Source organism: Bacillus cereus group sp. MYBKT14-1 (assembly GCF_051915185.1).
Taxonomy (GTDB): Bacteria; Bacillota; Bacilli; order Bacillales; family Bacillaceae_G; genus Bacillus_A; species Bacillus_A cereus.
In genome coordinates, this window is sequence record NZ_JBQAEF010000012.1 from 1 (window position 1) to 22,304 (window position 22,304).

Below are 22,304 nucleotides of genomic sequence, written 5' to 3' on the forward strand. Positions count from 1 at the left end.
AATTCACATATAATATTCTGAGTTCCTTTCTTTATAAAATAGTCATTATAAAACCGGTCTCGTCACGAGGGCACTTTACTAAGTGCCCTTTTATATTCCAACTTAATACAAAATGAAGTTTTTATTTAGTTTTCTTTCCTACATAACATTTTCAAATCTGTTTATACTATAAATGTAACTTGTAGTTACAATTTGCATATCCATCTGGAATAGTATGTACAGCAGACAGTTAGCTACTTCAGCTAGCTGCTTTGTTGTGCAAAATAGCGTTTTTGTATTAATGTACAGTCTCACTTTCTTCTTCAAACATCCAATCTGTATCAACATCTTCAATCGGCGGCATTTCTCCGATTTTTTCTAAGTTATTTTTCTTAGAATCTGCAATTAACTTATCCAAATTAGAGCTTCCAACTTTATTTATGACTTCTTCCATTCTTTTTCCGACTTTATACAAATACTTCACAGTATCTTCCTTAGTTCTTGTCTCATCCCAAACTTCTTGCGTAATAGCGACGTTTATCGCTCTGACACCTGTTGTTATTTCAGATACATTTATGTGATACCCCATTGGAACAGCGCAAAATCTGTACTTCCCAACTTGTATTTCATGACCTATGGCCTGTTGCCAATTCCCTTGATTTGTTGCTAAATGGAACTTTTGAGCTTGCTCGTTCACTTTAATTTCCATTCCGTTTCCCTCCAAAATAAAGATTTTATTAAATTTCGTCACCATTAGGCAAAAGCCACATATATTATTATGGATTGTTATTCATAATTTTGGGCGGAGCACCCTGGTCAGGTGCTCTTTTTTATACCCCTTTAGTAAAATCGTTATTACAAATGAATGTCTACTTAACAAACAAAATCTTTCTATAAATTGTATACAGTTCCATAGGGAATTGTTGAAAAATATATCTCATCTCCTGAAATCACTATAGGATGGTAATATCCGTTAGATATATAGTATGGTTGCATATCCAGATAAATAGGTGGCTGCATACTTTCATACATTTGTTGTTGCATTTGCAACGCTTGATGAACAGTTTGAACTGTACTATGTGCGGCACTATGTGTTATAGCATGAGCCCCAACTCCACCATGAGAATGTACTCTAATTTGATTACTTATATTTGAATAAAGCATTTTCATTCAGCTCGCTTTCATATGAATCGCTACAAAACATATTATGAAGATAAAAATTATAGTGTTAAATAAGAATTTAATTTACTAATTCACTATCAAGTAAGGATTTCGTTTTACTTTTGCTTGCTACCCTTCCCTTGTATAAATGCACCTTTTTTTACGTATCATATTAAAATCCAAATTATTCTCTTTTAGGACGGTACTAATATGAACAAGGCATTAAAATACATTTTAATCTTCTTTTGTGCAGTGTTTTATATTGTATTTATGGGCTGGATTGTCTATTTAAACTTTGTTTAAGAGTATTTTATTTCTCCAAGCAAGAAATCAATCTAAGATTGAAGAACATAAGCATTTATAATTAGGCATAAAATCCTTAGATATAATTTTCTCATGTCAATTAACTTTTACTAACTGCTCTTTTGTATTAAATCAATAATAAAATTTTGTTCTAATTTCTTTTTCACATCATACACTTCTAACCTAGACGTTCCGCTCATAAGACTTATCTCCTACCTTAAAGAGTACTGATGCATGGTACTCTTTTTTAGTTTCCTTATTCCTACAAAATAAAATTTTTATTATGTTATTTGTATAATATTTTTGCTTCTACTCATACTATAGTTGTAACCTTTAATTACACTTTATTGTGGGTATTGTTCTTGTTGGATGATAAAGCAGTTAGTTCATTGATCTAGCTGCTTTTATCATTTTTACTGATATTTATCATTTGGTCTCACCTTTCTCTAAAATAAGGATTTTATGAATATCGCTATTTCTTAATTTAATAAATCGTGTTAAAATCATCTCATATCAATCTTTTTACTTTCACTTTAAAGATGATACTTCGATTGTGGTCCTAGTTTACTAGGGCCTCTTTTTTATTTTTAAAATTTTATTTAAATCCATTAACCGATCTCATGTTTTGACATACAATACTACTACCTTTCTGTATAACGTGAGCTCGTCACTTTCGTTATAATGAGGCATAAGGAGCGCTCTCGATTAGCGCTCTTTTTATTTTTTATAAAATAAGAATTTTATTAAGTTCCATTAACATTTTTATTTCCTTCGAATATAGTATTATCATCCAAGTGAATATAAAGGTTGCTCTGGACCAGCTTCCTTGTATTCCTTGTGTTCCTGTTATAAAGAATCCGTTTATAAACAGCGGATTCTTTTATTGTTTCTACATAAAATAACTATTTTATTAAATTTCACATATACAATCGCTTGTCCATTTCATTTGGCTTTACTCCTGCATTTACTATTAGTAATACGAATTTTTCAGAGGTGAATTATATTGGACGAGTTTTTATCCTCCGCTGCATTGAATCCAGGTTTAATCGGACCTACACTTCCACCTGTTCAACCCTTTCAATTCCCTACAGGTCCCACTGGGAATACCGGACCTACTGGAAGTACTGGTCTCACTGGAGCAACAGGGCCGACCGGGCCTACTGGACCCACTGGTGACAATGGATTTACTGGTGATACAGGTCCTACTGGCAACACTGGACCTACGGGTATTACTGGACCCACTGGCATTACTGGACCGACTGGACCGACTGGACCTACCCTATTTTTTACTCCCCTTGCACCAGAACCTGAATCTATAGATCTTCCACCAAATACGAATAATTTTCTAATTATGGAGGTCTTTGTCCCAATAGAAAATACTGGTGACAGAGTCCTGTTAAATGCGACAATAGGTACAGATATTGTTGTTCAAATTGGAGCAGACCAAGATAATTTCTTTAACTTAGATACCATTACCTATCAGTTATTGCGCGATAATACGTTGTTAACAGAGGCATTTGTATCCGGCAACTATGCAACCGGCAGTAATGGTGATTTTCTATATCCCTTTAACTCCACATTTACATGGATAGATCACCCACCGGACCCTATAATACCTGGTGACCCAATTCATTATCGCGTTGTTGCAAATATAGGTAGTTTTAGTGAGACTGTAACATCAGTTCAAGTCGGAAATCGTGGGTTTTCTGCTGTAAGATATCCGCCTGATCCGATTTAATTAAAAATAGGAATTACTCATTTCACTATGAAAATATCATTATTAATTTTTCTATGTTTAATCAACCGAACAGTTAGTTTTACTAGCTGTTCTTTTTCTGTAAAATAACGCTTTTGTTCAATTTAGTAATTTTCTGTATAATAAAAGTTAACTAATTCAGAAGGGACTGAATTATGCGCAGATATCAATATTTTTAATCTACCTATCACAACAACATAATGGAGGTAAAAGTATTGATTACAGAACTACACACACAAAGATTGCATTTAAGACAAATGAAAGAATCAGATTCATTAAGCTTATTTAGAATATGGTCTGATCCTGACGTTACAAAATTCATGAATATAAGTAATTTCACTGATGAAAACCAAGCGAAAGATATGATTCATTTTCTCAATGAACTGGCTCAAAATAATAAAGCTATGCGTTTTACTATTATTGAAAAAGAATCTAATCAAATCATCGGTTCATGTGGTTATAATTCCTTAGATTTCGAAAATTTAAAGACTGAGATTGGGTATGATATTTCGAAAGCATTTTGGGGCAAAGGATATGCCCCTGAAGCAATCTCCGCTTTACTAGAATATGCTTTTACACAACTGAAACTATATCGTATCGAAGCAAAAGTTGAACCTGAAAATGTGAATTCCATAAAAGTATTACAAAAATTACAATTCAATTTTGAAGGAACTTTAAGAAAGAGCGAAAAATCAGCTGGGAAGCTTATTGATTTAAATATCTATTCAAAATTAATAACTGATTGATCTTAGTCTCACTGCCTATACTCTATTGAAGTATAGGCTCCTTTTATTTCTTAACAAAATTCAAATTTGGTCTTACTTTATATCGGCACGTGTTTGACTTGCTTCTCGACTAAATCCATCCGGATATCTTTTAGCTAATTTTGCGATATTCATTTGAGCGATATCTTCTAAGGTATATCCCATTTCGTGAGACATGATTGAAATATAGTACAAGATGTCTCCCAGCTCTAAAGCGATTTTATGCGTATTCCCTTCTTCTTCTCCTGGACAATGCGCCGGATCAAATCCATGACCATGGAAAACAGCTTTTTTTACAATATCAGCAACCTCACCAGATTCTCCCGAAAGTCCTAATGTTGCATTTAAAACACGTCCACCAAAATCTTGATTTGTATTCCATGTATGTAATGCCGCTTCTTGATATTGATCTAATTCACTGATTTGATTGATATTCATTGCAGCTTTTCCTCCCTTTGATTTACTAACTAATTTAGTTGTTTCATATACACCATTTTCCATAGCTTTCATTTTGTTTTCCCCTTCCTATTTAGCAAATTCCTAATCCTATCGTACGATTTTCAATTAAATACTTATCAGCCTGATCTATTACAAGGAGCGCAACCTCAGCATGATGTCTCCTTAGTACTTCCGCCATTTCTGGTAAACTCATACCTTGATTCCACATTTCACGAAAACGAATTACATCTCTTTCATCCCATATGAAGTTAGCTTCTTCTAAAGCAATGTATATTTTCAAACGTGATTCCTTCATCGCTTCATGACTTCTTGCTACACTCATAAGCGAACCCGCTTTCTAAAAATGATTATTTTATCTTTTCAGTAAACTTAGTATCTACACGATCAACTTTACCGTTTATCCAAACTGCGACTTGCTCACCGAATCCACTGATTGGTGGATTAACTGTCGTAACATTCCCATCTTTGACTATATAAAGTTTGTTGCTGCTCACATCAATTTCTACTTTTTTCATATGTCTATCTCCCCTTTTATTACCGCATGTACTCAACAACATCAGGTTTAAAGCCACTTCCTAAATAAACCCTTACCGGAATTATTTCTTTTTTATCCCTTGCTGCCTTACACAATTCTTCAGCTGAATCCCAATTGAAAAAGTTATCTACAGCTCTATGAAATCTCCATATTGCCATTACATACTGTTCAAAAATATCATAGCGATCATCTTGTTTAGTTGTGCGTGGTAATTCATCCGTACACTTTGCATTCGTTGGAACCTGGACGCGTACGTCAGCGTATGTAGTGCGTCCAGTTCCTCTCTTCACATTTGCCTTCATTACATCGAACTCACAAATTGCTGGCTCTACATCAAAAATGTTTAGTTGCTTAGGCATCTGCCAGCCCACTCTTCTGAATAAAATTCAGTAATTCACTTGCCCCTTCCTTGCTTAAAAACATTCGGCCACCTAGCAACTCTATGTTGGTTTCAGAAACTTCACCCGTTACAAAGCATGACTTTTCGTGTTTTCTTAAAACAATGTTTTCCCCTTCAACATGAAAGCCTAACACTGTACCTTCAGCAATTCCTAAAGTTCTACGTAACTCTATTGGAATTACCACACGCCCTAGCTCGTCCACTTTTCTTGAAACACCTGTGTTTTTCATTCCTTGCTCCCCCTTGTTAACTAACTTTTTGTTGTTGATTCCGTTTCAACTCTTGTTTCATTGATTCAAATTTTATTAACCATACTTGCCAACGCTTATCGTTTTCTTCTTGCTGCTGTATTGCCACTTCACAATTACAACCTTTTGTTTCAATCACACCTGGATAAGTTTCTTTACGAATAATTCCTGTATCATGACATAATACACACATGCTTATTCCTCCTTATTAGAAACCTAAGTTTGCAAGCCTTTGATCAGCTGTCGCAAATTTCAATACCTTTGAATCACCTAATAAACGACTAACGGTCTTAGCATCGTATTTATTAAAAAGTTGTTTTCCAGTAAAGTTTGTTGTGGTAAATGTACTCATTCCCTGTCTAGCATTTGATACCGCATATAACAGGCGTTGTATGAAATCAGATGCCTGTCTATTTGAATCCGTTGAACCACTTTCTGCCCCAAGATCATCTAATACTACAAAATCAGCTTGTCCAATTAATTGAACGAAATATTGAAGTGTATATTTACTGCTCTTATCATCGAAAGAATCCATAATCATCCTTGTTATTGCTTCTAATTCCACATATAAACAACTTTTCATAAGATAATAGTTTTCTTCTCCCTGACTGATATCCCAGAAATATTGATTTAATTCATGAAGCATACTGTATGCTAGGAAACTTTTTGCCGTCCCTTGATTTCCTGTAAATACAACTTTTCTAATTTCTCCGTTCTTTAAATCCTCCAAAGTTTCTTCTACAGCTTTCTTGTGACTAATCGTTTCATCACACCCGGTTCTGTAATCAGATAATCTTGAAAGAGGAATTTTCTTATTTGTAATAACACTAGCCTTTTCCAGCATGTTGAATTTCTGTAAACGGCTAATCTTCTTATAATGAGCGTTAGCTTGTTCTTCCAAAACCTTATTGTTTTGCTCAACAACACATCTTGGACAAACAGGCTTACCTTGATAAATAATCATTTGAACTGGCTTAATGATTGTTTGTCCACCTATTTCATAAGAGTGATTCATACATTGATCAGAATGGTAATTCACCTTCGATTCCAGGGATTCTGCCAGTTTTTTCATTGGTGTTGCCATTTCTATTCGCTCCTTTTTTACCTTTGTTTTTAAACTCTATTTCTGCCGAATTAACATCAGCTAAAGTACGAATGTTTTTATTAACCCAATGTTTTAAAATCCCCTCAGCATAATTCCATTTCTTCTGCTGTTTCAAAGCACGCTCCATAGCTGCTTGTACAAGTTCTTCGCTTGTATCGTTTACCCATTGTGAAATACTTTCGGCTATGAATGAATTTAAAATACCGAAATTATTTTCGTAGAAAGAGAAGATGCTACTACTACTTTGTATATTAGTATTTTGTTTATTAGTACTTAGTAGCGTTGGATTTTCCATAAATGGAACTTCCATTTGTGGTTTTTCCACTTGTGGATTTTCCATATGTGGATTCTCCACTTGTGGAATTTCATAAATAATTGTCTCCCAGTTAGTTATCTTTCCCTTTTCGTTTTTTACAGGAAACCTTCTAACATAACCGAATTTTTTTAGTTCTTTCATTCCTACCCTTAAACTATCAATTCCATCTTTCGCATGAGTAGATATTTCCTCCATGTAAAACACCCAATCATCTGGTAACGATAAAATGTAAGCCAATATCCCTTTTGCTTTCCAACTTAAACGTTCATCTCGAAGACCTGTATTATTAATGGTTGTGTAATTTTTACTTTTATTAACTCGAAATGTTGCCATTTATTTACCTCCTTGTACAAACCGCCACATATGCTTGTCCACTTTTGATAATTCGTTGAATTTCATAATGCGGATAACCAGCCTTGAAATACTGGTCAATCATTTGCTTTAATTCATCCTTGCTCTTTGCTAAGTTCCAAAACTTATTAGGTAATAGCACTTGATATTCAGTTAAACGCATGTACTATTCCCCTACTTTCCGTGATATACTTATAACAACTGTTTTTTCTTAAAGGACCCACTGCCATGGGTCTTTTTATTTTGTTTTACGTCACTCCAAGCCCACTGTTTTATTGGCTCATAAGTAATGTAAAGTAACAATGCGCTGCACGCGATAAACATTGCGAATATAACTAACGATGTCGTATCTTCCACTAGATCACCTCCTTTTGTGTTTCAAGCCAAGCTTCTAAATCCTTTTGTAGGAAAAGTAATTTGCGCCCTTCCCTAATCACTGGAAACTGTGGATGACTTGCTAATTCATACATTCTACAAACAGCGATATTGAGATAATCCGCTGCTTCTTTCACCCTCATTACTTTGTTTGGTTGTGATTGTTGTTGGAACTGCGCTAAAGCAGCTTGTATCTCCTCTCGAACAACTTCTCGGATTGATTCTTTAATGATTTGATCTAATCCCATTTCTTTTTTCTCCTTCCAAAATTATATTAATGATGGATAATCATACTAATCTTGGTCGCCATGCTTTTATGTATGATATCTCCTCATTGAAATCTTTCTGTAAAATGTTGCAATAACTGTTTACTGCAAACACTGATTTTACGTCTCTCCAAGCTGCTGCGAAAAGTTTCTTTCCACTATCATGAACAACTTGATTCCCTGCCATAAAAACAAACTCACTTACTGGATGTTGCAAAACTTGTAATTGGCTCATTTTTTTCACCCCCTCTCGTTTCACTGAATGAAACTTTATGTTCAAATTTTTTTTCTCGTTCATTAAATAGAATGTCGCTTTCTTTACCTAAAACATTTGATATTTTAACAGCTACATCATAATAAACTCTTAGATTATAATTAATAATTTTATAGCAGTAAGACTTTGATATACCAACCATATTAGCTAATTCATGATATTTAAGACCAGAATCTTCAAAAGCTTTTTGAAGTGCCGTTAGTTGTTTTTGATTTTGCATCTGATCACTCCCTTCTGATGCTTACAAACTCATTATAAGTTTCATCACGTGAAACTTCAAGTGTTTTTTATAAAAAATTTCATAGAAGGAAACTTTTTTAACTCTTTACGTTTCTTGCTAGGAAACTTTATAATGTAATTAATGTAATTTACGATATATCGTAAAAAGGGGAGTATTTAAGTATGGAAATGAAGGATAGAATTAAACAAATTCGAATAGATAACAAAATGAATCAAGAACAATTCGGGAAAGAAGTGGATCTAACTAAGGGGACTGTTTCAAAGTTTGAAAATGGAAAAGCATTCCCAAGTCGTGAAACTATAGAAAAGATAGCGAAGAGATTTAATGTACCTGTAAATTATTTGTACGGAGAAAATAAAGGTGACGACTCTAGTGATGATAAATATAAAAAATTCAAGGAAATCATGGAATGGCTAGAACCGCTACCAAAGGATAAAGAAGATATGGCGTTAGAACAAATGCTAGCTATCGCTCAAGCTCTTAACAAACACCATAACAAAACAGAAAAATAGCCCCCTAATTAGGAACGGCTATTTTTTTAATTTCTGCTATATATTCTTCTAATTGATCTGGTGCACATTCTTTCACAGTATCTAAAAATAGGATTACAATTTCCTCTTTCGTCATCCTTAATTCTCCCCTTACATCCTGTTTTATATATTAACCGTCTTAAAGTGGAAAGTTTTTGTCGTTTCAGTCAAAATGTTTCCATTCCCTATAAAGCAGAAATGACACTATCAATTTGATAGTGTCATTTCTAATATTATATTAATTAACCGCCTCCTGGGCCTGGATCAATCATATATAAAGTTGTTTTTTGTTCTTTAGCACTTTGCACCTTATCTTTTTCCGTCACCTGAAAAGCTGTAATAGAAAGACAAGCTACAGTAGTAATAGTTAAAACTATTTTCACAAGCTTATTTTTCAAGCGTTTCACCACCCTTTTTGTATAATTCAATTATAACATTTCAATGCTGTCTTTGGTAGGAATACATAGAAATAATCACCTGATTTAGAAAAACTTTCTATGGACATTTCTAGGTATTTCTTCCCTTCTTCTCCTCCGACCGCAAGCCCCATATAGTACAATTGAAAACTACTAAGATATCCATTTGTATTTTGTAAAGCTTGTAAAATTTTAATCGCTTTTTGCTTTTCACCTAGCTTTACATATAAGAATGCTTTTTCAGCATAATCTAGATTTTCTGGGTTAATGGTATGTAAATCTTTTTCATGATATATTCTTAAAAATAATAGTGTATTAAGTACTTTTTCTCTTCTTACTTCTAATTTTTTATTCACTGGAACGCCAATTATATTTAATGATTTCTCCATGTACTCTTTAGCATTTTGATAATCAGAGAAAACATAACTTTCTCCAATTTTACAATATGCTACTGCCTTTGTACTGACATAGCAATTACTTTGATCATTTATAATTTCAAAACATAATTTACGCGATTCGTCTAATTTATTTTCGTGAAGTGCAACGAAAACTTCCATTTCTTTTATTCTTAATAAAAGAGAATCCCTTAATGTATGACATTTAATTCCCAAGATGTCCGGCAATAATTGCTGAATATGTTCATTAACCATCTTATAATTACCTAAATCAAAAAAAGAGTAAATTGTATTTACAACAGATATTATTACCAGCTCGTTATCTGAGTATTTTTGATTTTTTCTCATTTTCTCAACTTTCTCAAAGAACCTCTTAGGAGTAGTTGTACTTTCACTCCTTTCTCTTAATGTTTTGTATAACGGAACCAAATTTAAATTTATCCTCACAGTTTTTGAATTACCTTTTTTCTTTTCTTCTTCGCTTTTATTTTTATTAGTTTTAAAACTCATTATTCGTTGAATTACTAGGTCTTGAAGATCATATTCTCCAAACATATCTAATACTTCTAATGCTAATTTCAAATTTTTATGTGATAGTGTGGGTATACACTCTTTGATGCATTCCCTTCTAAAATCAACATTTTTAGGCTTATATAGCTTCAGCGCATCAACCAAGTGCATAAAATCAAATTTACTTTGCTTCTTAAAATAACTATTTACTGTTGTATGCGTTACTTTAAAACGTGTTGCCAATTTACGATTTGTATAACCGTTTGATTTTAGACACTCCTGCATGTCATTTAAATCCAATAAAACTTGCACAATCCTTGCCCTCCTTATGGACAAAAAAGACACGTTACCCTAGATGTCTTATATTTACAGGAAAACGTGCCATTATATCTAGGTTGTGTGTTATAATTATGTTTGAGACTTATGACAAGTGTTTTCCCTAGCGCGTTTAGGGAAGACGGTGTAAGGGTGTTGCGAGCACTACTTGCACAGTCGTAGGTCTTTTTCACGTCCGTTTATTTTATTATTTTCATAATATCACATTTTTTCCAAAATTCAGTCGTATAGTTATCTGATTCTTATTGAGAAAGTTTTAAAATCGTTATATATCAACGTTTCTCAAGGGAGCTTAACGGCTTTTTTTCTACAATAAAAAAAGAGCCGTTAAGCTCCACTTATGTACTATATGCCTGTTCCTGGGTCTAATTCTTCCTTCCAGCCACCAGAATCACTTACTTTGTGCCCGCCAGGGTCATTTGTGAATTCTTTCATAGTCTTTTCTCCCCCTTTATCTAATTCTATAAATATTTTACTATTTTTTACAATGGATGAAAATCATATCCTATAACGAATTTGCTCATATATGGTAAAATATACCCATCGCTGATATGTCCAAACATGTAATTTTCATAGCAGCAAAATTACAACCAGACTTATACAACATGATTCAAAACAAAATGAAGGAGTGTTTTAAGTGAAAGGACATATTCGAAAAAGAGGAAATAAATATTGCATCGTTATTGATATCGGTCCTGATCCAGAGACAGGAAAAAGAAGACAGAAATGGTTTTCTGGATATAAGACAAAAAAAGAAGCACAGGCCGATGTGGCAAAGAAGATTACAGAGTTGAATGAAGGAACTTTTATAGAACCATCTAAAGTTACGTTAAAAGATTATCTAAATCATTGGCTAGAAATTAAAAGTATGAGCATAGAAAAGAGTACCTTTGCTGGTTATAAGGCATTTATCAACCAACATGTTATACCTAGTATAGGAATGGTTGCGCTCCATAAATTAAATGTTATACACATTCAAAAATGTTATAAGACTGCGATAGATAAAGGGATTGCAAACAATTCTATTCTGCTTATGCATAGAATTTTAAAGAGCGCTTTAAACCTAGCCGTAAAACAAAATATTATTTCTCGAAATCCAGCAGATTTTGCTGAGATACCTAAAAAAGAAAAAACCCCTATCCAGACTTGGACAGAGGAAGAAGTAAAAAAGTTTTTAGCTCATTCACAAGAATCACGATATCACATTGGGTATCTACTTGCAATAACTACAGGTATGCGTCTAGGAGAAGTTCTAGGTTTACGATGGCAGGACATTGATTTTGAAAAACATACTGTTACAATAAATCAAACATCTGGTCATGACAATAAGATCAAAAAAACTGCAAAAACAAATTCGTCAAAACGCACAATCCCTGTACCTAATGAAACAACAGCAGCCTTAAAAAAACATAAAATTTTAATCAATAAAGAGAAATTAAGGTTTGGTTCTGCTTATCTAGATCAAGATTTAATAAATTGTAATGAGTTTGGAAGAATCATAAAAAGAGCACATTTCAGAAAAAGTTTCATTAGGATGACACACAAAGTAGGTATAAAAGAAATTAAATTCCATGATTTAAGACATACACACGCAACTCTACTATTGAAACAAGGAGTTAACCCTAAAATCATCAGTGAGCGATTAGGTCATACAGATATTTCAATGACATTAAGTGTCTATTCTCATGTTTTACCGAATATGCAGGAAGAAGCAGTTAAAAACTTCGGTAAAAGTATCTTTGGATAACCTATGTTTGCAAAATGTTTGCATTTTATCAAAAAAAGTCAAACAAACGTTGTCATATCAAGGTTTGTTTGACCTATCATCTTATATTCTTGATAAAATCTCCGAATCCCTATTGAAATATTTAATAATGGAGCGTTCTCACCACCGCGGGTTATGCATTCGAATCGATATACATAGGAGAAAAAATCTTGTGTTTTTTCATCTTTTATCGGCCCTGACATCGCCTCACAAATATTTTGTGATCTAAGAGGGGAAAAATAGATTTCTTCTGCATTTGTATTTTCTAAATATATAGGACGCTCACAAAAAATATGTGAGATTAAAGCGGGCACCCACTTAGAATACGTTTCATTATCATGTAGTACTGGCAAATGAGAAATCAAATCGGATTGCCATTCATATTTTGGTGGTTCTACTAATCTATTTGGTTTCCAATCATGAATAATCTCATACCAACTTTGAAAAATATAATCGAGCTGCTCTTGTCTAATAGGTTCTTTCGATACAATCCATGGTGTATTTTCATTTAATACGTACGGGTTATGCTGAATAAACAATATATCCGAAAACATATCATACAATCTTTCATTCAAACGTTTCAACTTACTCGTTAATAAAAATGTCTTATAATGTATCTCTACGATGTCCAGCCATTCAATAGGAAAGTATATAAATGATACCTTTTCATTTAAAAGGGGTTCTACTATATTTTCAAATGTTAGCAGCCTTAATTTTTTCATAAAATGATTGCTTCCTTTCTTCAGTTGTCTTGATTATCAAAAAGCTAGAACAATAGTTACTTAATCTAATCCATTTAAACCAAGTATTTAAAAGAAACGTAAAAACTGTTTATTTACATAAATTATTATCAAACCGACTCTTTTAAAAATTCAAAGTAATTATCATGTATAACACCTCTATTATATTTGAATTTCAATACATTCGAATTATACATTATACTTAATGCATTGTACTTATCATTTACAATATCTTTACAAAAAAACCAAAAAAGAACACCTTAATTCGGTGCCCTTTTTACAAATATCAACCTTTATGTAATTGAACATATAGATAACAGTAATCCCCCAAATGAAATTGCTCCTAGTAAACCTACTACAACTCCTGTTAAACAAATACAATCAGCAAGACAAATAGAAGACTGCGATAATGGAACAAATGACCTACTTGTACTCGAACCATATTGTTTTATTTTCTCATAATTCACATCTAACATTAGATGTAAACATGTTACACCATCCTCAATAGTATGTAGAGGTTCTTTTTCTAATCGCTCCAATAATTTACTATCAAAAGCAACTGATAGAGGATACTGCTTATCTAATTTCATATTTTGATAAATTAGTTGCAAACGAGATAATATATTGTTTTTCTTCTTTTCAGATGTTACTGTACATTTCATTTTATTAAATTCATTTAATAACAGTGTCAATTCATCTCTTTTTCCGTATAAATCTTTAGCTATTTTTCTCTTTAGTTTATACGAATGGATAATAGATTTTAGTTCAATCATATTCATACACTTCCTAATTACATATTATTTACCCGATTATTGTATAGATAAACAGTACTTTTTAATCTTATTTAAATTACACTCAAGCATCTTCATTTACTATCGATTAACATTACATTAACCTTACAAAGTTGTAATAAATTCATTAGCTAGAAGAAATCAATCCCTAAACCAGACAGATATTTGATGATAAAACCATAAGAAAAAAGCAATGATTAGATTTTAAATCTAGTCATTGCTTTATCCATCACCTGTTAATTACATCTATATATCTTATTGTTACTCTTTCACTTGAATGACTGAATATATCCATTAATAATGGCTATATTCTTTGTCGGCAAGTACATATATAAAACTAATGTTTTTTAATTGATAAAGTGAAGCTTTAATCAGCTCTCACCAATCGGGCTTTTATGGACAGTCCGCCACCTAACTTCTCTTTGCTCTCTCTGAATTTTAAGGAAGATTTTATTGCCCGCAAATAGTGGGATAAATGTAATTAATATTCATACGTTACAATAGTACCGGTAGTATCAGTAAAACCATCAAAACAGTTAGAGCAACCACCACAGCCGCCACAACCTCCGCAACTTCCGCAACCAAAACAACCAAAGCAACCAATACAACGGAATCCACCACAACGAAATCCGCCACAACGACCTCCACCACAACCGCCACAACGACCACAACCGCCACAGCGACGAGCAGCATCTTCAATATAGTAATATGGATATTGGTTTTGCTGGTCCCAATAGACAATATTTCCAGATCGGTAATCATTAAGACTTAGCGCTTGTAGTTCTTGTTGAAACTGATTCATTTTCATAACCTCCGTTTATAAAATACAACCTCATCGATGCTTCCCTATGTTTCTGTTCGTTACATCTAAGTAGGAATAGCGCTACAAACTAAGTTCAATACGTACACCAACAAAGTATGACTTATCACTAAATGATGCACCTTGTTCATATACCTATTTTTGCTATGGGCTCATTTTTATAAAGTGAAACTTTAATCAGTGGGGTTTTGTTCATCCCCTACCTAACTTCTTTGCTTCCGCTGAATTTTGAGGTGGGGGGCTTACTGCCTGGCAAATAGCGGGATAAATAAAAATTTAAAAATATGAATTCTATTTCTCCAGCAAAACTCTCTATGAAATTCCTAATAGAAAAAAGACACACTTAGATTGATGCGTCTTTTTGTGATGCCTCTTTTGTGAAATCATATAAAGCAATTGCGCCTAAAAGAACAAGTATACCTTGAGGAACATCTAGCAAAATAGTTTTCCAAATTTCTGGAATTACCCATTTAATATCTGCTGCTGTTTCAAGATATGTTTGGAAATAGCTGATTGTAAAATTAATTATCCCTAAAAATACAAACAACGATAAACCAAATCGAATTAATTTCTTATTTGTAAACATATAACACCTCTCAAAATTCATTGGATATTCCTGCTTTTGCTTCTTTATATTTCCATATCTTTATATCTAATTTTAACACATAAAGAACTCAAAAAAATACGATATGCATATTTGCATATCGTATTAACAACACTCCATGATAATTTAGGAATTCCTGCGAAGAAAAAACAACTCCGTTACAGCTAATAGCTCGGGTTTCTTTTCTTATTTAACTTCATACCACCAACATTTACGTTCTTTAATTGTAAAATAAATGTGACAGAAGTTTATCCAGTTAATGCGTAGACAAGTAAATGAGCTAAATTATCGATATTCTATTTCGCCATATCCGTAGCACTAATGACTTTACGCAAATTTGACAAGAAAAAATATATAGATAGGTATGATCCATACCTATCTATAACATTACTTCTATTCTTTATCCAATTACGTCTTTTACGTCTGTATCCACTGGCCACTTTTCTAATGTATAAGCCATTTCCCAAAATGAATATTCATATTGACTGCTAATAATAAAATGCTGTTTCATACGTTTGCGGTCTGCCTCTGTTACTTTTTCAGCGATAGTATCTAAACGTGTAATTTGTTCTTCAACTAGCGTACGGAACCAATCAGATCCATAAGCAGAAATCCATTCGTTATAAATTGGCTCTTCCGGCTGGCACTCTTTTAAGCGTTCGCCAATTTCATAATACAACCAATAGCAAGGTAAAATTGCTGCAATGATATCTCCTAAATGCCCTTCATACGCAGCACGATACATATGTGAAGTATACGCATATGCAGTTGGCGCAGGAATAAAATTATCTTTTTCTTCTTTCGTTATCCCTAGTTTTTTAGCAAAATTCTCATGTAAAGATAACTCTGCTTCATATGTATTTTGAGCATGATGTGCCATACGAGCTGTCGTCTCTAATTCAAGAGCTTTTGCAGCTCCTAAAGTTTGTACTCTAGCAAAATGACTTAAATAATATGAATCTTGAAGCACATAATAACGAAAACTAGCTAAATCTAACGTTCCTTCACCAAGTTTTTTTACAAAAGGATGGTTAAAACTCGCTTCCCAAATTGAATCTACTTCTTTACGTAATGATTGTGAAAAATTCATTTAAATCCCTCCAATAATATATAAAATATAAGTATTTATCCACAATTATTAAAGCTGTAAAATAAAAAAACTTTCTTTACAGGCGTAAAGAAAGTGAAATCGACAGTATTTATTTACTCATTAAATAGCAACGTCTTTCCCACTTCCCTACGCTGGCATTAACCAGATCAGGTACTAAGAGTCTCAAAATCACATTTGATCTCAGCCTATAAAAGGCCCCCCTAGTGGATAAATATTTTGTTTTTATAATGTATTCATCATAGCATACTTCGTGAAACTGTCAAAAAAATTCGTTATATAATTCCCTTAAAACCCTTCTTCTTTTCTAACTTTTAATGATGTTTCAATAATCATATCTAATAGTTTGCTATAACTAATCCCCGCTGCTTCTGCACTTTTTGGCAATAAACTTGATTGTGTCATCCCTGGTAATGTATTAATTTCCATTACATATGGAATTCCGTCCTTCACCATCATATCAACTCTTGCATAAACACTACACTTTAATGCTTTATAACAAGCAAGTGACGCTTTATTTACACGTTCCTTAATTTCTGCTGGAAGTTCGATAACTTCCTCAACTGTACTAGTATCATCATATTTTGCATTATAGTCAAAGAACTCGGCTGCATGTCGAATTGAAACTATAGGTAACTGTTTTCCATCCAGAATTGAGCATGTAATTTCATCACCTTTTATATACTTCTCAATTACTACTTCAGAATCCCATTCGAATACAGTTTCTAGCATTGAGATCAATTCATTTTTATTGTAAACGATTTTCACTCCGACACTCGATCCGCCAGAGTTTGGTTTTACTACTAATGGAAATCCTAACTTATCTAACTGGTCAAGCTTTAGATCCTCCATTTTTGTAAGTTCAATCCAATCTGGTGTTTCTACACCTTCATAACGTAAAATCTTTTTCGAAATATTTTTATCCATACATATACTGCTAGATAACATATTACTTCCGCTATAAGGAATCCCTAAACTCTCCAGTGTTCCTTGAACTGTCCCATCTTCTCCGTATTTTCCGTGTAATGCGAGCAACGCAAAGTCAATGTCTTTCGCTTTTTCAATTAAATCCATTTTTTCATTTAATGTAATTGGAACTATTTCATATTTATTTTTATCTAAATGAGCAATCATTTCATTCCCCGTCATAATTGAAACTTGTTTTTCAGACGATACCCCGCCCATAATAACACCGATTTTCATTTTCTCAACTCCAAATTTCATTTTTTAATGTATCACCAATTATTTTAATTCCCCGAACTATTTCTTCTTCTTTCAAGCGTGAAAACCCTAATCGGAAAGTATTCGCTCCTTCTCCATCAGAGTAAAAAACATCTCCAGGTGAAAACGTAACGCCTTTCTCATAACACTTTTGTAAAAGTGTGCGGGCATTCATATGCTCTTCTAGCTCTATAAATAAATGCAGCCCACCATCTCCAGTCATTCTTTTAAAAGGAATGTACTGGTTACATGCCCCGACAGCTAACTCATATTTTTTCTTATAAATAGATCTTGCCTTTTTTAAATATTTTTCAAAATATCCCTCATGTAAATATTGAAACAGAACAGCTTGATCTAGCGTAGATGTGTGAATCGTTCTTGCTCTTTTTACGCTTTCTAAATAATGAATCAGCTCTTTATCTGCAATAATCCAGCCTACACGTAAACCAGGGAAAAGTACCTTTGAAAAGCTACTAATATAAATCACATTATTGCCAGCTCCCGCAAAAGTTAATAATGGAGCTAAATGTGAACCTGAATAACGTAATTCTTCATTAAATCCGTCCTCTATAATAGGAACGTTGTATTTTGAGAATAACCTCATCAATTCCGTTCTTTTCTCTGAACTCGTAACAATACCGGTTGGATTATGATAAGAAGGAATTAAATAAGCAAAATCAAAATCTTTTTCACGCAAACTTTTTTCAACTGCATTCGTATCAATACCATCCTCATGCATATCAATCCCATGAACTTCAAGTCCATGTAAACGGAAAAGCTTAAGTGCAGCATGGTGAGTTGGATTCTCACAAATGACACGACCGGATTTTTTTGATAAAGAAGAGAGTACAATATCCAATCCTTCTGTAAATCCATTTGTAATTAGGATATCTTTATTCGAAATGTCTACACCTTTCATCTCCATGTAATGAAGTAAATAATTCATTAACGGTCTATATCCCTTTGCATATCCGTAGTTCAATACGATGTCCCCTTCAATGGACATACGAGTAAGAAAAGCTCTTTTGAAATTTTCAACATCAAATAGCTTCTCATCCGGGGCTATACTATTAAAAACAATCATTCCCTTTTCCCAACGAACACCATGTTTCATTAAATCTAATTCATCCGCTAATGCGGTCACTGTATTAAGTTTATTTTTCCAATCTATTTCAACAGACGAATTGTTAGATATATCCACCTTCGCAACAAAGTTCCCTTTTCCTTTAACTGCATAAATGAGTCCTTCTTGCTCTAAATCTGCATAAGCAGCGAGTACAGTGTTTCTACTCACACTTAGTAATTCACTTAGTTCCCTTGTTGATGGGATTTTTTGATCCCCGAGCAAATGCCCTTTCATAATCATTTTCTTCAAATAATCTTTCAATTGAATATAAACGGGACGTTCTTTAACAACTTTAAAATCCTTAAACAATTTCTTACCCCCTGCAATCATTTTTGCATATTTATTTCATTCTCAAAAGGTCCACGGCATATGTATTTTTTATAAAGGGCGGTACGGTCTTACAAATCTTTTCGATATAAGTTTATTACATCTTTTAAAGCTGCAGCTGCAGCGCCTCTTGGATTAGAAGCCCCACCAATTGTAGTAACTTGTCCCATCGTATCTGTAAAGAACGTAATTCCCTTTTCGGTTCCATTTACTTTTGCTAATGGATGATCTTTTTCTATTTGGCACGGTTCAACATTTAAATTCACATTGCCTCCCTCATCCTTATATGATGATGCTATTAATTTAATAATTTTATGTTGTTCCTTAGCATTTCGAATTTGCTGTTTTGTAACGTGCTCGATTCCTTTTATATGTATATCAGTAAGTGTTTTCTCTGTTTCCATTAAGCTGTTTGTCAAAAGTAACAATTTACACGCACTATCTGAACCACTTATATCTAATATAGGGTTTGTCTCAGCAATTCCTTTATTTTGTGCTTCTTTCAGTGCTTCTTCAAATGTCATATCTTCCTCATACATTTTCGTAAGAATATAATTAGTTGTTCCATTTAATATTCCTTCTATTTTTTCAATACTGCAACCGGCTAAACTAAATTGTCCGATATCTAGTGTCGGTAGTGCAGCGGCTGTTGCACCGCTATATCGAATTCGTATATTTGCGCCTTTTGCTGCTTCATTTATTTCTCTCCAATTTGTAACGAGCGCACCTTTAGAAATTGCTACTATATCCATCTGTTTTTCAATCGCTTGTTTCATATATTGTTTCCCTGGATTTCCATCTTTAAGATTTGTAACTGTTGATTCTACCAATACAGTACCACTTATGCTAGTTGTTGCACGTTCCTTCGGATGATACTCTAAATATTTTTCAATTGCAGCGGTACCGCCACCATACATTAATAAATGATGAAGTGATAAGCCGTCTTCATTATGTATTGCGATATTTCTCCCTAATACGCCGCTTACAACTAATTGAATCCCATATGTTTCATATATATATGAATATTTTTCATTTAATAATTTTATAAACTCTCTACCTACTGTTCCGTATCCTGATAATACAACTTGAATTTTCATAATATCCCCCCATATTTTTCTGCCAAATCCCTCTTTCAATATAATATAAAGCGCTCTCGAATTCCATCGAGAGCGCTTTATTATTACCTATTTCGGTAAACGTGATAGCATTTCAGCAATTGTTCTATAAAACTCTTGAATGCTAGAAAAACCTAACGAGTCTGAAACACTTAACCCTACCATGTCGAGATGGTCCCAATTCGCTTTCGTTTCGATATGATTCCATTTTCCAATCTGTAATGACTCATTATTATTTACAGTAACATTAGAAGATGGTGCAATCATAGAATTTGTATTTACTACACCATCATTTTGCCACCAAGAAGTATCAACTAGCGGACGATTTTCTTCATATCTCGCATAAGAACCTAAGAAAAATGCATTTCCCATTAACACTTTATTCATCGTTATATGAGGCAAATGTAAACCTGTTATAGGTGCTGCTTGTGATGCATGTCCACTATAGGATAAATAATACACATCTGGTTGCGTCTTTACCCAATTATTTAACTCCTTTGCACCATCTGTACTTAAATCCCATTGACTTATATCTTTTGTATTTTTCCAAAGTGAACTATTTAGAATACGATTACTATATTGGAAAAAGGACTCTCCAGCATTCTTCTTTATACCCCATTGATCCAATTTAAAATCATATAATGATAAATTATTGTTTCCCCCAAAGCTTGCAGCTGTAATGAGTAAATCTTTAACGAACGGCAGTAGAAGACTACCATCCGCAAGTGTTGTACCGTTGTGAGGGGTTGCTAATGTTGTAACACTATGAACATATGATTTTCCGCCTTCAAATAGTGGTGATATTTTGGTGTCTGGGTGATTTTTCACATAATTCTTTTCTTCAAAACTACCTTCTTTTAATAGCTGTACTAATGTTCTAATCGTTTGTCCACCCATGCTATGTCCAACTAAATGAACTTTATTTGTTTCACTCCAATTCGGCGCAAAACCACTATAAGTTCTGCCAAAACGATTATGTCCATGTTTCTCAGCATGGACTGCACCATAGTCTACTGTCCCACCGCTAATTTGTGCATACAATTCACATGCACGATCCCAGTTACTAGAAACAGGTCCAACAGCTGCGGTATGTACCGTATAACCATTTCGTTTCAAATCTTCCTGTATATCATGAACACCACCCCAATATTTTACGCCAAGCATTTCTTCTCTACCCCATCCAGCAAATCCATTCACTAATATGATAGGATAATTATTTTGTTGCCTCTCTTCAGCGTATGATATTTTCGCTGCGAATGAACATACGGTCACTAATGCAAAAAAACATATTTTTAAAAATAACTTCCCCATACTTTCTCCCCCCTAATAAAACGTTTACACTTTTCTTTTTAAAGAATTAACAGAATAATTTAACAACTTAAACATAATGTAAAGTATTTTATATACTTTGTATATATAGAAAACATATACAAATGTTGATAAATATTAATTCAAGTAAATATTTACTTTTTACAATATAACTTGTAAATCTATTTATTTAGATTTATAATTAGATATAGTTGCCTCATGTTAAAAAGATTTAAAAACCATAAGAAAACTAATCTCATTGCTTGAAAAGGAGGAAAAATCATGCAAATCGGATCAAATATTCATACATTGTCTCAACCTACTAAAATAACTCCATCTAATCTTGAGCATAATACTATCTCTTCTACTAAACTTGAAAGTAAGAAAATAAATGATCCTATCAAGTTTGATATTCGTTTATCTGAAAAAGAAATGAAACAGCCTGAGCATAAATTTAATGAATTAGATTTATGGAAGATGCTAAAAGATAAAGGTGTTCCTTTATGGATCATCCTTGAAATGCTACAAAAGGCTCGTAAAGAAAAAGAAGCACAAAATAATTCAGTTCAAAATTCAAATGCGATTGAAGAAACGAGTGAGACTCGATTAAATGAAGTAATGTAAAGTATAATAATTGATTTGTCTATAAACTAAAAAGA

General features: G+C 33.2%; 31 protein-coding genes and 1 riboswitch. Of the genes, 5 read left to right on the forward strand and 26 right to left on the reverse strand.

The genetic code is table 11. The annotated features are described in order from the left end of the window. Window positions 1-277 precede the first annotated feature (277 nt). On the reverse strand, window positions 278-688 hold the full coding sequence (locus tag ACTFO4_RS23130) for a hypothetical protein (protein WP_016097747.1): 411 nt from the start codon (window positions 686-688) through the stop codon (window positions 278-280). Window positions 689-870: 182 nt separating this feature from the next. Further along, window positions 871-1,143, reverse strand: a complete 273-nt coding sequence (locus ACTFO4_RS23135; RefSeq protein ID WP_440013930.1) for a DUF3947 family protein — start codon at window positions 1,141-1,143, stop codon at window positions 871-873. Between the two features lie 1,303 nt (window positions 1,144-2,446). On the opposite strand from ACTFO4_RS23135, the gene ACTFO4_RS23140 reads away from it, so the two are divergent. Both ACTFO4_RS23140 and ACTFO4_RS23145 read left to right on the forward strand, forming a co-directional pair. Next, a complete protein-coding gene (locus ACTFO4_RS23140) occupies window positions 2,447-3,181 on the forward strand; it encodes an exosporium leader peptide-containing protein (protein WP_440013779.1) in 735 nt (244 codons plus the stop codon). A gap of 233 nt (window positions 3,182-3,414) precedes the next feature. After that, window positions 3,415-3,945, forward strand: a complete 531-nt coding sequence (locus ACTFO4_RS23145; protein WP_416809074.1) for a GNAT family N-acetyltransferase — start codon at window positions 3,415-3,417, stop codon at window positions 3,943-3,945. A 72-nt stretch (window positions 3,946-4,017) separates the two neighbouring features. On the opposite strand, the gene ACTFO4_RS23150 is transcribed toward ACTFO4_RS23145, so the two are convergent. Genes ACTFO4_RS23150 through ACTFO4_RS23210 form a run of 13 tightly spaced genes read right to left on the reverse strand, consistent with a single transcriptional unit; the run spans window position 4,018 to window position 8,512 of the window. Then, a complete protein-coding gene (locus ACTFO4_RS23150; protein ID WP_440013777.1) occupies window positions 4,018-4,473 on the reverse strand; it encodes a nucleoside triphosphate pyrophosphohydrolase family protein in 456 nt (151 codons plus the stop codon). A gap of 19 nt (window positions 4,474-4,492) precedes the next feature. After that, window positions 4,493-4,744 (reverse strand): helix-turn-helix domain containing protein, encoded by a 252-nt coding sequence (locus ACTFO4_RS23155; RefSeq protein ID WP_440013775.1) that lies wholly within the window; start codon window positions 4,742-4,744, stop codon window positions 4,493-4,495. 25 nt (window positions 4,745-4,769) lie between these two features. Then, window positions 4,770-4,937 carry a DUF3954 domain-containing protein gene (locus ACTFO4_RS23160; protein ID WP_080470708.1) on the reverse strand — a complete coding sequence of 56 codons (168 nt, stop codon included), beginning with the start codon at window positions 4,935-4,937 and terminating at the stop codon, window positions 4,770-4,772. Between the two features lie 19 nt (window positions 4,938-4,956). Continuing rightward, window positions 4,957-5,316: a cell division protein SepF gene (locus ACTFO4_RS23165; protein WP_440013774.1), complete on the reverse strand. Its 360-nt coding sequence runs from the start codon at window positions 5,314-5,316 to the stop codon at window positions 4,957-4,959. Next, entirely contained in the window at window positions 5,309-5,587 is a 279-nt protein-coding gene (locus tag ACTFO4_RS23170; protein ID WP_102956503.1) for an AbrB/MazE/SpoVT family DNA-binding domain-containing protein, read from the reverse strand. The genes ACTFO4_RS23165 and ACTFO4_RS23170 overlap by 8 nt, the downstream gene beginning before the upstream one ends. A gap of 16 nt (window positions 5,588-5,603) precedes the next feature. Beyond that, window positions 5,604-5,798, reverse strand: a complete 195-nt coding sequence (locus ACTFO4_RS23175; protein ID WP_440013772.1) for a hypothetical protein — start codon at window positions 5,796-5,798, stop codon at window positions 5,604-5,606. Window positions 5,799-5,813: 15 nt separating this feature from the next. Continuing rightward, window positions 5,814-6,689: an ATP-binding protein gene (locus ACTFO4_RS23180; RefSeq protein ID WP_102956502.1), complete on the reverse strand. Its 876-nt coding sequence runs from the start codon at window positions 6,687-6,689 to the stop codon at window positions 5,814-5,816. Then, the gene (locus ACTFO4_RS23185) at window positions 6,628-7,359 is read right to left on the reverse strand and encodes a DnaD domain protein (RefSeq protein WP_102956501.1); all 732 of its coding nucleotides are present in this window, start codon (window positions 7,357-7,359) and stop codon (window positions 6,628-6,630) included. Before ACTFO4_RS23185 ends, ACTFO4_RS23180 begins: the two co-directional genes overlap by 62 nt. A 4-nt stretch (window positions 7,360-7,363) precedes the next feature. After that, window positions 7,364-7,540 (reverse strand): hypothetical protein, encoded by a 177-nt coding sequence (locus tag ACTFO4_RS23190; protein WP_102956500.1) that lies wholly within the window; start codon window positions 7,538-7,540, stop codon window positions 7,364-7,366. Window positions 7,541-7,569: 29 nt separating this feature from the next. Next, window positions 7,570-7,734, reverse strand: coding sequence for a hypothetical protein (locus ACTFO4_RS23195; RefSeq protein ID WP_000390298.1), 165 nt, complete (start codon window positions 7,732-7,734; stop codon window positions 7,570-7,572). Continuing rightward, the gene (locus ACTFO4_RS23200) at window positions 7,734-8,000 is read right to left on the reverse strand and encodes a helix-turn-helix domain-containing protein (RefSeq protein ID WP_098520263.1); all 267 of its coding nucleotides are present in this window, start codon (window positions 7,998-8,000) and stop codon (window positions 7,734-7,736) included. The genes ACTFO4_RS23195 and ACTFO4_RS23200 overlap by 1 nt, the downstream gene beginning before the upstream one ends. A gap of 40 nt (window positions 8,001-8,040) precedes the next feature. Continuing rightward, window positions 8,041-8,253, reverse strand: coding sequence for an ORF6C domain-containing protein (locus tag ACTFO4_RS23205; protein ID WP_102956499.1), 213 nt, complete (start codon window positions 8,251-8,253; stop codon window positions 8,041-8,043). Then, window positions 8,216-8,512: a helix-turn-helix domain-containing protein gene (locus tag ACTFO4_RS23210; protein ID WP_440013770.1), complete on the reverse strand. Its 297-nt coding sequence runs from the start codon at window positions 8,510-8,512 to the stop codon at window positions 8,216-8,218. Before ACTFO4_RS23210 ends, ACTFO4_RS23205 begins: the two co-directional genes overlap by 38 nt. 182 nt (window positions 8,513-8,694) lie before the next feature. Between ACTFO4_RS23210 and ACTFO4_RS23215 the strand changes: the two genes are divergently transcribed. Next, a complete protein-coding gene (locus ACTFO4_RS23215; protein WP_102956497.1) occupies window positions 8,695-9,045 on the forward strand; it encodes a helix-turn-helix transcriptional regulator in 351 nt (116 codons plus the stop codon). A 260-nt stretch (window positions 9,046-9,305) separates the two neighbouring features. Here the strand turns inward: ACTFO4_RS23215 and ACTFO4_RS23220 are convergent, their stop codons facing one another. Together ACTFO4_RS23220 and ACTFO4_RS23225 are read right to left on the reverse strand one after the other, a co-directional pair. Next, the gene (locus ACTFO4_RS23220; protein ID WP_000791793.1) at window positions 9,306-9,461 is read right to left on the reverse strand and encodes a hypothetical protein; all 156 of its coding nucleotides are present in this window, start codon (window positions 9,459-9,461) and stop codon (window positions 9,306-9,308) included. Between the two features lie 26 nt (window positions 9,462-9,487). Next, window positions 9,488-10,696, reverse strand: coding sequence for an AimR family lysis-lysogeny pheromone receptor (locus ACTFO4_RS23225; protein ID WP_440013767.1), 1,209 nt, complete (start codon window positions 10,694-10,696; stop codon window positions 9,488-9,490). Between the two features lie 661 nt (window positions 10,697-11,357). Between ACTFO4_RS23225 and ACTFO4_RS23230 the strand changes: the two genes are divergently transcribed. Further along, on the forward strand, window positions 11,358-12,467 hold the full coding sequence (locus ACTFO4_RS23230) for a tyrosine-type recombinase/integrase (protein ID WP_440013765.1): 1,110 nt from the start codon (window positions 11,358-11,360) through the stop codon (window positions 12,465-12,467). Between the two features lie 38 nt (window positions 12,468-12,505). Here ACTFO4_RS23230 and ACTFO4_RS23235 read toward each other — a convergent pair whose 3' ends face one another. From ACTFO4_RS23235 to ACTFO4_RS23275, 9 genes are all read right to left on the reverse strand, one after another. Next, window positions 12,506-13,207 carry a pPIWI_RE module domain-containing protein gene (locus ACTFO4_RS23235; protein ID WP_243821005.1) on the reverse strand — a complete coding sequence of 234 codons (702 nt, stop codon included), beginning with the start codon at window positions 13,205-13,207 and terminating at the stop codon, window positions 12,506-12,508. Window positions 13,208-13,518: 311 nt separating this feature from the next. Then, window positions 13,519-14,004 carry a hypothetical protein gene (locus ACTFO4_RS23240; RefSeq protein ID WP_002041181.1) on the reverse strand — a complete coding sequence of 162 codons (486 nt, stop codon included), beginning with the start codon at window positions 14,002-14,004 and terminating at the stop codon, window positions 13,519-13,521. 493 nt (window positions 14,005-14,497) lie between these two features. Beyond that, the gene (locus ACTFO4_RS23245; protein WP_001071366.1) at window positions 14,498-14,818 is read right to left on the reverse strand and encodes a heterocycloanthracin/sonorensin family bacteriocin; all 321 of its coding nucleotides are present in this window, start codon (window positions 14,816-14,818) and stop codon (window positions 14,498-14,500) included. Window positions 14,819-15,179: 361 nt separating this feature from the next. Continuing rightward, window positions 15,180-15,443 (reverse strand): DUF3937 domain-containing protein, encoded by a 264-nt coding sequence (locus ACTFO4_RS23250; RefSeq protein ID WP_002082716.1) that lies wholly within the window; start codon window positions 15,441-15,443, stop codon window positions 15,180-15,182. Between the two features lie 397 nt (window positions 15,444-15,840). Then, complete coding sequence (tenA, locus tag ACTFO4_RS23255) at window positions 15,841-16,530, reverse strand: thiaminase II (RefSeq protein WP_001011746.1); 690 nt, start codon at window positions 16,528-16,530, stop codon at window positions 15,841-15,843. Window positions 16,531-16,657: 127 nt separating this feature from the next. After that, window positions 16,658-16,763: riboswitch (TPP riboswitch) on the reverse strand. Window positions 16,764-16,836: 73 nt separating this feature from the next. Further along, a complete protein-coding gene (locus tag ACTFO4_RS23260) occupies window positions 16,837-17,751 on the reverse strand; it encodes a D-alanine--D-alanine ligase (protein ID WP_031312216.1) in 915 nt (304 codons plus the stop codon). A 4-nt stretch (window positions 17,752-17,755) separates the two neighbouring features. Next, window positions 17,756-19,204, reverse strand: a complete 1,449-nt coding sequence (pdxR, locus tag ACTFO4_RS23265) for a MocR-like pyridoxine biosynthesis transcription factor PdxR (protein ID WP_440013763.1) — start codon at window positions 19,202-19,204, stop codon at window positions 17,756-17,758. Window positions 19,205-19,293: 89 nt separating this feature from the next. Next, entirely contained in the window at window positions 19,294-20,319 is a 1,026-nt protein-coding gene (locus ACTFO4_RS23270) for a homoserine dehydrogenase (protein ID WP_017673479.1), read from the reverse strand. 87 nt (window positions 20,320-20,406) lie between these two features. After that, entirely contained in the window at window positions 20,407-21,648 is a 1,242-nt protein-coding gene (locus ACTFO4_RS23275) for a lipase-like domain-containing protein (protein WP_326235136.1), read from the reverse strand. A 279-nt stretch (window positions 21,649-21,927) separates the two neighbouring features. Here ACTFO4_RS23275 and ACTFO4_RS23280 point away from each other — a divergent pair, with 279 nt between their 5' ends. Beyond that, on the forward strand, window positions 21,928-22,269 hold the full coding sequence (locus ACTFO4_RS23280) for a DUF3914 domain-containing protein (protein ID WP_017673477.1): 342 nt from the start codon (window positions 21,928-21,930) through the stop codon (window positions 22,267-22,269). Window positions 22,270-22,304: the final 35 nt, after the last annotated feature.

Bases quoted from the DNA above. Each gene is read 5' to 3' on its own strand.
- ACTFO4_RS23130 (WP_016097747.1), bottom strand. From the start codon at position 688: ATGGAAATTAAAGTGAACGAGCAAGCTCAAAAGTTCCATTTAGCAACA.
- ACTFO4_RS23135 (WP_440013930.1), bottom strand. From the start codon at position 1,143: ATGCTTTATTCAAATATAAGTAATCAAATTAGAGTACATTCTCATGGT.
- ACTFO4_RS23150 (WP_440013777.1), bottom strand. From the start codon at position 4,473: ATGAAAGCTATGGAAAATGGTGTATATGAAACAACTAAATTAGTTAGT.
- ACTFO4_RS23155 (WP_440013775.1), bottom strand. From the start codon at position 4,744: ATGAGTGTAGCAAGAAGTCATGAAGCGATGAAGGAATCACGTTTGAAA.
- ACTFO4_RS23160 (WP_080470708.1), bottom strand. From the start codon at position 4,937: ATGAAAAAAGTAGAAATTGATGTGAGCAGCAACAAACTTTATATAGTC.
- ACTFO4_RS23165 (WP_440013774.1), bottom strand. From the start codon at position 5,316: ATGCCTAAGCAACTAAACATTTTTGATGTAGAGCCAGCAATTTGTGAG.
- ACTFO4_RS23170 (WP_102956503.1), bottom strand. From the start codon at position 5,587: ATGAAAAACACAGGTGTTTCAAGAAAAGTGGACGAGCTAGGGCGTGTG.
- ACTFO4_RS23175 (WP_440013772.1), bottom strand. From the start codon at position 5,798: ATGTGTGTATTATGTCATGATACAGGAATTATTCGTAAAGAAACTTAT.
- ACTFO4_RS23180 (WP_102956502.1), bottom strand. From the start codon at position 6,689: ATGGCAACACCAATGAAAAAACTGGCAGAATCCCTGGAATCGAAGGTG.
- ACTFO4_RS23185 (WP_102956501.1), bottom strand. From the start codon at position 7,359: ATGGCAACATTTCGAGTTAATAAAAGTAAAAATTACACAACCATTAAT.
- ACTFO4_RS23190 (WP_102956500.1), bottom strand. From the start codon at position 7,540: ATGCGTTTAACTGAATATCAAGTGCTATTACCTAATAAGTTTTGGAAC.
- ACTFO4_RS23200 (WP_098520263.1), bottom strand. From the start codon at position 8,000: ATGGGATTAGATCAAATCATTAAAGAATCAATCCGAGAAGTTGTTCGA.
- ACTFO4_RS23205 (WP_102956499.1), bottom strand. From the start codon at position 8,253: ATGAGCCAATTACAAGTTTTGCAACATCCAGTAAGTGAGTTTGTTTTT.
- ACTFO4_RS23210 (WP_440013770.1), bottom strand. From the start codon at position 8,512: ATGCAAAATCAAAAACAACTAACGGCACTTCAAAAAGCTTTTGAAGAT.
- ACTFO4_RS23215 (WP_102956497.1), top strand. From the start codon at position 8,695: ATGGAAATGAAGGATAGAATTAAACAAATTCGAATAGATAACAAAATG.
- ACTFO4_RS23235 (WP_243821005.1), bottom strand. From the start codon at position 13,207: ATGAAAAAATTAAGGCTGCTAACATTTGAAAATATAGTAGAACCCCTT.
- ACTFO4_RS23240 (WP_002041181.1), bottom strand. From the start codon at position 14,004: ATGAATATGATTGAACTAAAATCTATTATCCATTCGTATAAACTAAAG.
- ACTFO4_RS23245 (WP_001071366.1), bottom strand. From the start codon at position 14,818: ATGAATCAGTTTCAACAAGAACTACAAGCGCTAAGTCTTAATGATTAC.
- ACTFO4_RS23250 (WP_002082716.1), bottom strand. From the start codon at position 15,443: ATGAATTTTGAGAGGTGTTATATGTTTACAAATAAGAAATTAATTCGA.
- tenA (WP_001011746.1), bottom strand. From the start codon at position 16,530: ATGAATTTTTCACAATCATTACGTAAAGAAGTAGATTCAATTTGGGAA.
- ACTFO4_RS23260 (WP_031312216.1), bottom strand. From the start codon at position 17,751: ATGAAAATCGGTGTTATTATGGGCGGGGTATCGTCTGAAAAACAAGTT.
- ACTFO4_RS23270 (WP_017673479.1), bottom strand. From the start codon at position 20,319: ATGAAAATTCAAGTTGTATTATCAGGATACGGAACAGTAGGTAGAGAG.
- ACTFO4_RS23275 (WP_326235136.1), bottom strand. From the start codon at position 21,648: ATGGGGAAGTTATTTTTAAAAATATGTTTTTTTGCATTAGTGACCGTA.
- ACTFO4_RS23280 (WP_017673477.1), top strand. From the start codon at position 21,928: ATGCAAATCGGATCAAATATTCATACATTGTCTCAACCTACTAAAATA.